This window comes from Lactonifactor longoviformis DSM 17459 (genome assembly GCF_900129135.1).
Taxonomy (GTDB): Bacteria; Bacillota; Clostridia; order Lachnospirales; family Lachnospiraceae; genus Lactonifactor; species Lactonifactor longoviformis.
In genome coordinates, this window is record NZ_FQVI01000012.1 from 43,387 (window position 1) to 55,707 (window position 12,321).

Below are 12,321 nucleotides of genomic sequence, written 5' to 3' on the forward strand. Positions count from 1 at the left end.
CCTGCTTTTTTGTTTCTCCCGGAAGGATCGGATCAAAAAAGGCCGGCAGCTATCATATGATAATGATAAACTGTCAGCCTTAAACTGAGCTTCAGATAACCTTAATTAACCTTAAGAAAAGGGAAGACGGATGAGAAAGGTGGTTCCTGTACCCGGAATGCCGAACGCCTCAATGGTTCCCCTGTGAAGTTCCGCAATCTCTTTTGCGATGGCCAGACCCAGACCTGTGCCTTCTGGGCTTTGATCTCTATCCCTGCCCCGGACGTACCGGTCAAACACTCTGGCGGCCTCCTCGTCTGTCATTCCCCTGCCATTGTCAGACACTGCAATCTCAAGGCTATCCTCCCCGGCAGATACCTTGAGGGTCAGTTCCGTTTCCGGATCCCCGTGTACGAAAGCATTTACCATGAGGTTCAAAACGGCCCGTTCCAGAAGCTTTTGGTCAAAGGAAACGGGCAGTTCTTCTTCTGTGCTCACAAAATGAATCGTCCGGTCCTGGTATTTGGGATCGTTGAGCAGGCAGATGACCAGTTCTCTCAGAAACCGCACCAGGTTCTGTTCCCTAAAATCCATGGGCAGGATCCCGCTTTCCAGCTGATAGATGACTTTCAGGTCATCCATCAGGCTTTCCATACGGTCCACATTTTGAAGCATTACTTTTGCATAGCGCCTGCAGTCTTTCCCTGCCTTTTCTCCTTCCTCTGCTAACATCTCTGCATAGCCCCGAATGGGGGACAGAGGGGTTTTCAAATCGTGGGTGATGCCGGCGATCCATGCCCTCTGCCTGTCCGCGGTCTCCTCCCGGAGGCGGTCGCTTTCCAGAAGCTCCCCGTACATGGCATTCAGGCTCTCATACAGATCCCGGTATGTCCCCCGCTTCTGAACGGGATGGTAGCGGCGATCTGAGATATCACGGATGCATCCGGCCAGATGCCTCATGGAGCCGGCAGTCTTAAGCCCGTACAGAAGGCCGGCCACGAGGACTGCGGCGAAGAGTATTCCCGCGGAGGCCAGAATCATGACTTTTCCCCCGGAGAATCTGTCTTTATTTACATACATGGTGATTTTTTCTACTTTTAAGGGAAAATGCAGGAGGTACATGCAGGTTTTCTCCCCGCTTCCCGCGGTTCCCACATAGACAGCTGTGTCAGACTGTTCCAGAGCTCCGGCTCTGTCAATCTGCAGAAGCTCTGCCTGGGTGTAAGCTTCCTGTGCCTTTGCGGGCTTTCGGAAGCTTGCTGACTCCTTTCCCCCGGCATCCAGGATCTGCAGCCCAATCTGATTCTTTTGGAGCAGCTCCAGGCCGGATGACGTCACACGGAACCCCTCCCCTTCGGGGATGACCTGTTCCTTAAATGCTTCCCCAAAGGCGGCCGGCCAGTCACTTCTTACAGCCCCTCCCCCTGGTTTCTGCAGGGTAATCAGGGAGCAGGAGAGACCGATTGCCGCCGCAGCTGTCACCAGCAGGGCGGCAAGGAATATCAGATAGATATGGAACGTGGTGCGGTAGCCGGATTTTCTCATTTACTCAGTCCTTTTCTTTAATTTGTAGCCAAGGCCTTTGACTGTGACAAGCTGCCGGGGATCGGAGGGGGTATCTTCCAGCTTTTCCCGCAAATGACGGATGTGAACCATAATTGTATTATCGCAGATGCTGCTGTATTCTCCCCAGACCTGCTCGTAGAGGCGCTCTTTGCTGATAATACGATCCGCATTCTCCATCAGACACAGGAGAAGAAGATATTCCCGTCCGGTCAGGTTCATCTCTTCCCCGTTTTTATAGGCGCGGCAGCTCTCCCTGTCAAGGGTAAGAGGGCCGGCTTTTAAAAGGGCAGACCCCTGGACGGCTGTCTGGTACTGCTGGCGGCGCAGCTGTGCTTTGATCCGAAAGACCAGTTCTCTGGGACTGAAGGGCTTGGTAATATAATCATCTCCCCCGGCGGAAAGTCCCAAAATCTTGTCTATATCTTCATTTCTGGAGGAGAGAAACAGAATGGAGCAGATAGAAAATTCCCGTATTTTTCTGCATAATTCGATGCCGTCGGTGTCCGGAAGCATCACGTCCAGCACTGCGGCATCCGGGCGGAATTCCCGGCAGAGACGCAGGGCTTCCTCCCCGGTATACGCTTTTTGTATCTCCCAAAAGCCGTCCTTTCGAAGTACTTCTTCTATCAGGTCCAGCACATCCTTTTCGTCATCTATTAAAAGGATCCTGCTGTCATTCATGTCCATCACCCTTCCTTTTTCCCCATTTTCCCTGTTATTCATCCATGCTGCCGGATCGGAAGCCTTCCAGATCCAGGGTCACGTAAGAAAATCCCAGCTGTTTGATATGTTCTGCCGTCTCCCGGGCTTCCCCCATAAACCGCAGGAAATCTTCCCTGTCAATCTCTATTCTGGCTATGGTCCCGTGGACACGGATGCGCACATTGGCATAGCCTTTGTTCCGGAGATATGCCTCTCCCTTCTCAATCTGCCGCAGGACGCCTGCCTCGATTCTGGCGCCGTAGGGCAGGCGGGTAGCCAGGCAGGGGGTAGAAGGGCGCCTCGCCACAGAGATTCCCATCTCTTCCGCCCACTGACGGATCTCTTCCTTTGTGAGACCAGCCTGGGCCAGGGGGCTTTGGATGCCCAGCTCCCGGATGGCCTGAAGGCCGGGACGGTACGAAGACAGGTCATCGTGGTTGGTTCCTTCCAGTACGCAGGAGATACCGTTTTCCCGGGCGTAATCCAGGAGGTGCCCAAACAGTGCCTTTTTGCACAGGTAACACCTGTTTTTGGGATTATCCAGAATCTCCGGGTTGTCCAGTTCGTTGACTTCTATGATGTGGTGGATGGCGCCTGTCTCTTCTGCCACACGTTTGGCAATCTCCACGTCGCATCGCGGGTGCAGAACGGTGTCAAAGGTGACTGCGTGAACTTTTGTCCCGTACTTTGCCGCACATTCCGCAGCCAGGCAGAGAAGCAGGCTGCTGTCTATGCCCCCGGAAAACGCAATGCAGATATCTTCTTTTGCATAAGTGTCTGCAAGCTCTGTGAGCCGTTGTCTCTTCTCTTTCATCCTTCTGTCCTTTCCCCTGGTTCTGCCGCCTTTTGTATCTCATGATAGGCTGCCTGTAAGGAAATCCCTGCTTTTTTGCTGATTTCTTTTACGCTGGAGTATTCCGGATAATAGTAGCGCTCACCGTGATGGCTGCATACCTTTACTTTTGCGGTTCCCCATGGGGTGTCTGCGTCCGCGAACTCTCTCTCTAGTACTCTGCGGCTTTCCTGATACCGGCGCAGTCCGATGCTGGTGGTTTCCTTGAAAATGAGGTTTTCCAGGGATTCTCTCTGGTCCTCCCGGCAGATTACCTGCAGCATATAGGCGGGGCGGTTCTTTTTCATTCCTACGGGAAAGCAGCCCGCATCCAGAGCGCCTGCGTCCATCAGCTGTTCTATGGTATAGCCCAGCTGTTCCCCGGTACAGTCATCCACATTGGTCTCCAGCACCCAGACACTCTCCTTGGGTGGGTCTTCTTTCCTGCCTTCTTTTGCTCCTTTTTGACCGGAGAACTCTTTGGTTTCCAGAATCATAGCCCGTAATATATTAGCCTGGGCAAACTCCTTTTTTCCCGCCCCCATACCGATTTTTTTCACCACAAACCGCTCCGGCAGTGCAGTCTCCGTGCGCAGAGCCGCCGCAATGGCAGCACCGGTGGGGGTGATCATCTCACCTTCATTCTCGGTTATCTTTACCGGCAGCCCGTATCTTGCCATCATTTCCAGAACCGCGGGAGCCGGGACCGGAATTCGTCCGTGCTGGCACCAGATGGTTCCCGTACCTTCATGGAGCACAGAGACCGCCACCCGGGAGATTCCCAGATCGTGAAGGCACACTGCGGCAGCCACAATATCGACAATAGAGTCGACAGCCCCCACCTCATGGAAGTGAACCTCCTCCAAAGGCATACGGTGAACCTTGGCTTCCGCCTCTGCTACCACATGGAAAATCTTTTTGGCCGTCTCAAGAACCGGTTCTTCCAGACTGCTTTCCCGGAGCATCCTGCTGATATCGCCGTAGGTACGGTGCTCATGGGCATGGTGATCTTCATGAGTATGTTCGTGGGTGTGCATATGGGATTCTCCGTGGATGTGTTCCCCGTGATGGTGATGACCGTGGGGATGTTCCCCATGGGATGGTTCATCCCGGAGAATCACGTCAAAATCACAGGCGTCAATGCCGCACTTTTTTGTTCTTCCCACTCTGAGATCGTATCCTGTTACCGGAAGCTTTGCCAATTCCCGCCGGAGGACCTCCTCACTGGCCCCCAGATCCAGGAGTGCGCCTACCGTCATATCACCGCTGATGCCGGAATAGCATTCCAGGTATAGTAACTTGTCAAATTTGCTCATAGAATATTCTCTCCTTTGTATGTTGGGGACAGGGCAGGTGCAAAAAGGGGACGTGTTCTTTCTGGAAAGAACACGTCCCCTTTTTGCACCTGCCCTGTCCCTTTTTATTCTTGTACTATCTTATCATTAATGATACAATTTATACAATAGCATTTGCGAAATATCGCAATCTAATATATTAGGAGGTTTTTATGGAAATGTCAAAAGTGTATTATACCAATCTCCGGACTCGTATCGGGGATAACCTTCTTCAGAAACTGGAGCGGCTGATTAAGACAGCGGGAATCGGGGATATTGATTTCGAAGACAAGTATACCGCGATCAAGATGCACTTCGGAGAGCCGGGAAATCTGGCCTTCCTCCGCCCGAATTATGCGAAGACGGTGGCTGATGTTATCAAAGAGCTTGGCGGAAAGCCCTTTCTTACGGACTGCAACACCCTCTACATAGGCGGGCGCAAGAACGCACTGGATCATATTTCCAGCGCATATCTGAATGGATTTTCTCCTTTTTCTACAGGATGTCATGTGATAATCGCTGACGGTCTGAAGGGGACAGACGATGTCCTGGTTCCTGTGGAAGGCGGGGAATATGTAAAAGAGGCCAAGATTGGACGGGCCATTATGGATGCGGACGTATTTATTTCCCTGACACACTTTAAGGGACACGAGGCCACTGGATTCGGGGGCGCCCTTAAGAATATGGGAATGGGCTGCGGCTCCCGGGCCGGCAAGATGGAAATGCACAGTGCAGGCAAACCCCATGTGGCTCAGGAACTCTGTGTTGGCTGTAAGATGTGTACCAAAATGTGTGCCCATGACGCCATCACAGTAGCAGAAAAAAAGGCATCCATCGATCACAACAAATGTGTGGGCTGCGGCCGCTGTATCGGTGCCTGTCCAAAAGATGCGGTAAAGGCGGCAACGGACGAGTCCTACGATATTCTCAACCGGAAAATCGCGGAGTACACGAAGGCTGCCATTAACGGACGCCCGAACTTTCACATCAGCCTTGTGATGAACGTTTCTCCTTACTGTGATTGTCACGGCGAAAACGATGCGGCCATCGTGCCGGATGTAGGAATGTTTGCTTCCTTTGATCCGGTGGCTCTGGATGTAGCCTGTGCCGATGCCGTAAACGCACAGCCGGTGCTGGCAAATACATATCTGGCAGAGTGTGACCATGAAGGGCATGATCACTTCGGCACCATTTTCCCGGAGACAGACTGGAAAGCCGCCATTGACCATGCGGTGAAGCTGGGTATTGGACAGAAGGAATATGAGTTAGTGGAAGTAAAATAAGGGTATATATTGGGAGGGGAGAAGAGCTGTTAGCGTGCTCTTCTCCCCTCCTTTCAGGTCTGCTGGCTCACCGCATCTGTTCCCTCATCATTTGGAGCATCTTGTCCATTGTACGCAGGGAAGATTTTGTCAGTTTAATTCCACAGTATCGGCAGGTTTCCTTTAACGCCGCAGCTATCCATGGATTTCTGTACCTTACAGCCTTTGCCCGTCCGTTCTGATCTGTGAATGCGCAGAAAAACTGCAGTGCTTTTTCCGCCAGATCCTCTTCAGGTTTTATCAGCTCCATATGAATTATATAATCTGAAATCTCATCCATAATCACAAGCAGCAGAGTATTCACCGGTCTGTCATATGCTTCGTCACGTATAGCGGCATTCATATATACAAAATCCATAGAAAGCTCACAGTTGATTTTGGGCTTTTTTCTGAGCCGTGCTTTCTGAATCTCATCTGAAAGCTTATATTCCGGATATTTCCGCTTTGTTATTGGACGGGGAACCGCAAATGTATTCCATTCTTCCCTCTCCTTGTTATAGCGTCTGTACATTATCTCTCCGTTGTCCCAGTTAATATGTATCCGATCCTCCCTCACTGCACGGACCGACATGAACAAATTTTCAAACGTCTCCACCAAAACCTTTACTTCTCTTTCATCCGGGAGGTACGGCGAATACCGTTTTTTGAAAGACTCAAAGTAAATCCAGTTACCTCTGCCTCTGAATTTCAGTCCCAGGTTTTTAATAATCTCCTTCTGTTCCCTGGACACTTCCTCGCGGTCCCCAAAGTAACAAGTAAGACAGTTCTGATCACTCATAGCATATTCCGGGGAGAATCCATCTTTGTCAGAAGTTGCCAGCATATCAAAATCCTCTAACCCTCTAAATCCTTCATAGACACTGATTCCGCAGCAGACACCCCCTCTGCCCATAATACTGCAGAAAACAGGTTCCTCCCCCTCCGCAAGCTCAATCGCAACTATATCTGAGTCCCAAAAATAATTCCATGGTTCCAGGGCTCTCAGATTCTGGGTAACATCATATAACTGCTGCCATAGATCAAGGGATGCTTCTTTTCTCATAATAAACTCTCCTGCTTCTTTAAAATTTGTCTTTTTTCCATTGTAATCGTTATTCACAGGAATAGCAACAAGTATTAAAAGGGACAGGGCAGGGGGCAAAGTGGGACGTGTACTTTCTAGAAAGTACACGTCCCACTTTGCCCCCTGCCCTGTCCCTTTTTCACTATCTGCTGATCTCTATTGTCACTCTCCCGCCCTGATCTCTGTTCGCCAGCACCATCTCTCCTCCATGTGCCCTGGCTATCTGCTGGACGATTTTCAGCCCCAGCCCATGGCTGTTCCCTACCTCCATCTGCTGATCTCCCTGGCGGCGCAATATTTCTTCCGGGAACCCCGGCCCGTTGTCTGTGATCACAATCTGGCACTGTTGCTCCATGTCTTTTAACTGCACCTCTACCCTGCACACTCCGTTCTTTCCATTGTGCCGGATACTGTTCTGAATCACATTTCCCACGGCCCGCTCTAATAGCTTTCTGTCTCCCTGCACCTTTAGATTCTGGGCTTCCTCAGGGATCTCCACGAGGATCTCCAGCTCCCTGTCCTTGCTCTGGTTCATAAAATCTGCGGCAATTTTCCGCAAAAGCTCTGCCATACGTATGTTCTCCACTGACAGAGGCTGCATTTCGTACTCCAGTTTAGAGGCCAGATTCAGATCGTTCACCAGCTGCCTGATCTTCAGGCTCTGGGCGCGGATCACCCCGGCCTGCCGGTGCTCCTCTTCTGTCAGATGGGGGCTTTCCTCCAGCTGGCTGGCATACCCCAGAACCAGAGACAGGGGTGTGCGGATGTCATGAGATACCCCGGCAATCCATGTGGTTCTGGCCGTGTCTTTTTTCTCCAGGACAGCATGCTGTCTGGCAAGCTCCCGGGAGGTTCTGTTGATTCTGGCTGCCAGTTCCTCTAGCGGCCCTGTCTCCTCCAGATTTGTGGGTTCTTTTTCTTCCATTCGTTCTATCCCCTCAGCCAGAGGACGCAGGGACCGGAACAAACGGTATCCCAGCAGCACGGCCAGCCCCAAAGCCAGAATGATATTTGCCAGAAACAGCCCCAGGACCCCCTGCGGAAAATAGGCGATCACCCGTTCCGGAAGCTCAAGCCTGGTTTTCCAGGTACTTCCCTTCGCCTCCCCGTAGACAGCAATCCCGTCCGGATGGACATATGTTTTTACCGGATAGTCCTTAAGATACCATTTAGAAAATACTGCCACATCCTGAATAGAATATTTCTTCCTCAGTTCCTCCGGCAGCTCCCAGCTCCACACTATATTTCCCGCCTCGTCCAGCAGCATTGCCCAGACAAACTCTTTTTCAACGGTTGCCATAGATTCCTCCGGCATATAATACCCGTTCCCTTTTTTAGCAAGGCTGTCCGTAATCTCTCCCATTTTGTAATAGGAGTGTGTAATTCCACGCTCCCCGTACCGCAGCATATATCCCAGAAAAAAAGTAATATTTAACAGTACCAGCAGCAATGCAATCCCGGCTGCCATTACCCCGTAGCGCATCTGAATCTTTATTAGACTTTTCATACCAGTTTATACCCCAATCCCCGCACTGTAAGAAGATGTGCCGGCGCGGAGGGATTCTCCTCCACTTTTTCCCGCAGCCTTCTCATATGCACCATCAGTGTATTCTCAAACCCATAGCTGTCCTCCCCCCAGGCCGCCTGGCAGAGGCTGTCTATAGTAACAATATTTCCTCTATTCTCATAGAGCTTCTTTAGAAGCGCATACTCCTTGGCAGTCAGAGTCAGACTGACATCCCCAAAATCCACGGTGCCTTTATTCAAATCAACGCTGCGTTCCCCCACCGGGAATACCGGAAGCCTTCCCTCCCGTTCCATCACCGGAAAATAAACCCTTTTCAGAACAGCCCCCAGTCTCAGCAAAAGTTCCCTGGGCAAAAACGGTTTAGTAATATAATCATCCGCCCCCAGTCCTAGCCCCAGCAGACGATTCTCATCCTCGTCCCTGGCCGATAAAAAAAGCACCGGCACCTGGGACTCCATACGGAAATCACGCATCACCTGAAACCCGTCTCCATCCGGCAGCATCACATCCAGAATGACCCCGTCCGGCTTCACCTGCCAGAAGGCCTCCCTGGCCTCCCGGCAGCAGCCGGCCTTATATATTTTATAATATCCTTCCTGCCGGAGAATCTTTTCTGTCATCTCCAGAATCCCCCGCTCGTCATCCACAATCAAAATCTTGCACTCATAAATCGATTCCATATACTACCCTCACAGCATTTGCATTATTTTTTCTACATTATACCCCAGAACAGCAGAAAAAACTGCCCGTCCGGCAAAATGTAAGGTAAATGTAAGGCAGTCTTCAGCTTCCCGTAAGCGGGATCTGGTATTCTTTGATTCAGAGATATAAGAAAGGAGTCTGCAATATGCCATATATGATTAAAACCAACGGACTGTGTAAAAAATACGGAACGGTTATGACTGTAAAGGACCTGGATCTGGCAGTGCCGGAGGGCTCTGTCTACGGCTTTCTGGGCCCCAACGGTGCAGGCAAATCCACCACACTAAAGCTGATTCTGGGACTTGCCATCCCCACCCGCGGCACCATCACAGTCTTCGGAAAAGAAGTCAATTCCCGCAGCCGTCTGTCCATACTGAAAAATATAGGAAGTCTGATCGAATCCCCCAGCTACTACGGGCACCTCACAGGGGAGGAGAATCTGCGCCTGATACAGACCATCCGTCAGGTGCCGGACGCTAATGTAAAGGAGGTGCTCCAAACGGTACGCCTGACACAGCAAAAGGACAAAAAAGTGAGCCATTACTCCCTGGGCATGAAGCAGCGCCTGGGACTGGCAAGCGCCCTTCTGTCCCATCCCCGGCTTCTGATTCTGGATGAACCCACCAATGGCCTGGACCCTGCGGGTATCCAGGAGATGCGGGAGCTCATCCTCTCCCTTCCCTCCCGTTACCAGATGACAGTAGTAGTATCCAGCCATCTGCTCACGGAGATTGACCAATTGGCCAGTACGGTAGGCATCATTCATAAGGGGGAACTCGTATTTCAAAACAGCCTGGAAAGTCTTCATGCCAGAAGCAGCCGCCGTCTCCTGCTGGGCACACTGGACAACAGCCGCGCCGCTAATATCCTGCGGACCAACGGGATTGCCTTTCAGGAGTCAGAAGACAGGATCGCCCTTCCCTATGCAGAAGACGAAGAGGTAGCTTCCTATGTGCAGCTTTTAACTGCGGAACACGTGGGGATCTACCGCATCGAAGAAGACTGCAAAAGTCTGGAGGATATCTTCCTGGAATTAACCGGAAAGGCGGTGAGTCTCTGATGAACACATTCACACTGGAAGCCCGCAAATGCCGCCGCAGGAAGATCTGGGTGATGCCGCTTCTCATTCTGGGATTCCAGCTATTGTGGACCTTATGGACTACAGGCCGGATGGACGGGAAGGATTTGAGAGACGGCTGGGCCTTTGTCATCATCGGCACGCAGATGCTGAACTGTCTGACCATGCCTGTTCTGGCCGCTGTAACCGCTTCCAGAGTCTGGGACATGGAGCATAAAGGCCAGACTCTGAAGCTTCTAAAAACCCTGACTCCCTCTTCTGGAATCTTTCACGGCAAGCTTCTGTACGGCTATCTGTGGATGTTTCTCTGCGGATTTCTCCAGACTCTGGTGATTGCTGCCGCAGGAAAATTCCAGGGTTTTTACGGACCTGTGCCCGGCAGACAGCTGGCCTACGCCTTATTGGTTTGTTCCGGGGTGAATCTGATTATTTATCTCATTTACCAGATTCTCTCTATGATGTATGCCAACCAGCTAATCTCCCTGACCGCAGGACTTTTGGGCGCATTTATCGGGTTTTTAAGCAACCTTTTTCCGAAAAGTCTGGGACTTTTGATTCCCTGGGGCTATTATTCCCGTCTTTCCTCTGTGGCTGTCTCTTATGATTTGGAGGCAGTAACTGCTCACTATGCTTTTATCCCTATCCCCTGGAAGGATTGGATCCCGGCAGTCATTCTCCTTGTGATTCTTTATCCCGCAGGGCGCATTCTGCTGAGAAAGAAGGAGGTCTGACATGAACCGAATCTTAAAAACCGAACGCTGCAAATTAAAACGCTCCTGCATCTGGCTGGCAGTCCTTGGCATTCCGCTGATCCCGGCTTTTCTGGGGAGTGCCAATTATGCCGGGAACACCGGTATACTTACCAATCAGTGGTATAGTCTTTGGACCCAGGTCACTTTATTTTACTGCTACTTTTTCTTTCCGGCACTTATTGGGCTCTACTGCGCCTACCTCTTCCGTCTGGAGCATCTGAACCACAACTGGAATCTGCTGATGACGCTTCCGGTGAGAAGATCTTCCCTCTTTCTGGGGAAATGGATCACTGCAGGAGGCCTGATTTTCATCACACAGATGTTCCTGGTGCTGCTCTATTTTATAGCAGGAAACTTCCTGGGCCTCACAGTGCCTTTTCCCTGGAGAAAAGTTCTTCTGTGGGCGCTTCTGGGTATTCTGTCCGGAATGGCAATCGCCTCCTTCCAGCTGCTCTGTTCTCTGATTTTCAGAAGCTTTGCGGTCCCGGTAGCCATTGCTTTTGCCGGGGGACTTGCAGGAATGGGTCTGTATCTAAAAGGGTTTGGCCTTTTGTCCCCCTTTTCCCTTATGGCCCTGGGAATGAATGCCAACAATCCAAAGGGTGACCTGCCTTATCCCGCCCCTGTTCTCATTGCCGCATGTCTGGGATTCTCTGCTCTCTTCTGTTTCCTGGGAATCCTCTGGATGAGAATTCGGGATGTAAAGTCAGAATAGAGTGACTAGGCCGACTATTTTTTTTGGTACTTTGTCCGATTTACTTTCCCGTTCTTCTGTGTTACTCTTTCTATAGGGGGAAATTCAGAAAGGAGAAGATACATGGAAGATCAAACTATCTTACAGGAAATGCTGCAGATCCTGAAATCCTTAGAACGGCGTATGGGTTCCTTGGAAAACAGTATAGATTCCTTGGTAAAGCGCATGGATTCCTTGGAAAACCGTATGGATTCCTTGGAAAACCGTATGGGTTCCATGGAAAAGCGCATGGATTCCTTGGAAAACCGTATGGATTCCTTGGAAAACCGTATGGATTCCTTGGAAAACCGTATGGATTCCTTGGAAAGGCGCTTAGATTCCGTAGAGCATTCACTGGAAACTGTGCAGAAGGATATCCGTTCTATGAAACAGGACATCGAAACACTGGATACCAGGCAGCGGGCTATGAGCTCTACACTGGAAACCGTGACAAACCGCAATATTTCCATTATAGCTGAGAATCACATAGAGCTGAACAAAAAACTTTACCAAATTCTGGAGACAGAAAATGATGTGGTGCTTTACAAAATCACAACCAACCGCCATACCGATCTCCTGGACAACCTGGAACAGAGGGTAGCTGCTCTGGAAAGTGCTAAAGAGGAACGTTATCCTGCTTAACAGGCCAAAAGACAGATGGACATAGGGTTTTTAATAGAAAAAGAGAAGGCAAAGTAACCGTCCGTTGCTTTGCCTTCTCTTTTTCATT

12 protein-coding genes are annotated in these 12,321 nt (G+C 50.6%); 5 read left to right on the top strand and 7 right to left on the bottom strand.

Going from position 1 to position 12,321, the window contains the following annotated elements:
- Positions 1–111: 111 nt before the first annotated feature.
- The 4 genes from BUA56_RS12255 to larC are packed head-to-tail and all read right to left on the bottom strand — an operon-like array spanning position 112 to position 4,395.
- Entirely contained in the window at positions 112–1,524 is a 1,413-nt protein-coding gene (locus tag BUA56_RS12255) for a sensor histidine kinase (protein WP_072852121.1), read from the bottom strand.
- Entirely contained in the window at positions 1,525–2,268 is a 744-nt protein-coding gene (locus BUA56_RS12260; protein ID WP_341443424.1) for a response regulator transcription factor, read from the bottom strand.
- Positions 2,261–3,061: an ATP-dependent sacrificial sulfur transferase LarE gene (gene larE, locus BUA56_RS12265; RefSeq protein ID WP_072852123.1), complete on the bottom strand. Its 801-nt coding sequence runs from the start codon at positions 3,059–3,061 to the stop codon at positions 2,261–2,263. Before larE ends, BUA56_RS12260 begins: the two co-directional genes overlap by 8 nt.
- Entirely contained in the window at positions 3,058–4,395 is a 1,338-nt protein-coding gene (gene larC, locus BUA56_RS12270) for a nickel pincer cofactor biosynthesis protein LarC (RefSeq protein ID WP_072852125.1), read from the bottom strand. Before larC ends, larE begins: the two co-directional genes overlap by 4 nt.
- 191 nt (positions 4,396–4,586) lie before the next feature.
- Between larC and BUA56_RS12275 the strand changes: the two genes are divergently transcribed.
- Entirely contained in the window at positions 4,587–5,696 is a 1,110-nt protein-coding gene (locus BUA56_RS12275) for a DUF362 domain-containing protein (protein ID WP_072852127.1), read from the top strand.
- 67 nt (positions 5,697–5,763) lie between these two features.
- Here BUA56_RS12275 and BUA56_RS12280 read toward each other — a convergent pair whose 3' ends face one another.
- From BUA56_RS12280 to BUA56_RS12290, 3 genes are all read right to left on the bottom strand, one after another.
- Positions 5,764–6,777 (bottom strand): DUF7309 domain-containing protein, encoded by a 1,014-nt coding sequence (locus BUA56_RS12280; protein WP_072852260.1) that lies wholly within the window; start codon positions 6,775–6,777, stop codon positions 5,764–5,766.
- 163 nt (positions 6,778–6,940) lie between these two features.
- Positions 6,941–8,305: a sensor histidine kinase gene (locus tag BUA56_RS12285; RefSeq protein WP_072852129.1), complete on the bottom strand. Its 1,365-nt coding sequence runs from the start codon at positions 8,303–8,305 to the stop codon at positions 6,941–6,943.
- Positions 8,302–9,006, bottom strand: a complete 705-nt coding sequence (locus tag BUA56_RS12290) for a response regulator transcription factor (protein ID WP_072852130.1) — start codon at positions 9,004–9,006, stop codon at positions 8,302–8,304. Before BUA56_RS12290 ends, BUA56_RS12285 begins: the two co-directional genes overlap by 4 nt.
- Before the next feature lie 167 nt (positions 9,007–9,173).
- Between BUA56_RS12290 and BUA56_RS12295 the strand changes: the two genes are divergently transcribed.
- From BUA56_RS12295 to BUA56_RS12310, 4 genes are all read left to right on the top strand, one after another.
- Positions 9,174–10,088 (top strand): ABC transporter ATP-binding protein, encoded by a 915-nt coding sequence (locus BUA56_RS12295; protein WP_072852132.1) that lies wholly within the window; start codon positions 9,174–9,176, stop codon positions 10,086–10,088.
- Entirely contained in the window at positions 10,088–10,837 is a 750-nt protein-coding gene (locus BUA56_RS12300) for an ABC transporter permease (protein ID WP_072852134.1), read from the top strand. Before BUA56_RS12295 ends, BUA56_RS12300 begins: the two co-directional genes overlap by 1 nt.
- A gap of 1 nt (position 10,838) precedes the next feature.
- Entirely contained in the window at positions 10,839–11,573 is a 735-nt protein-coding gene (locus tag BUA56_RS12305) for an ABC transporter permease (RefSeq protein WP_072852136.1), read from the top strand.
- 102 nt (positions 11,574–11,675) lie between these two features.
- Positions 11,676–12,233: a hypothetical protein gene (locus BUA56_RS12310; RefSeq protein ID WP_072852138.1), complete on the top strand. Its 558-nt coding sequence runs from the start codon at positions 11,676–11,678 to the stop codon at positions 12,231–12,233.
- Positions 12,234–12,321: the final 88 nt, after the last annotated feature.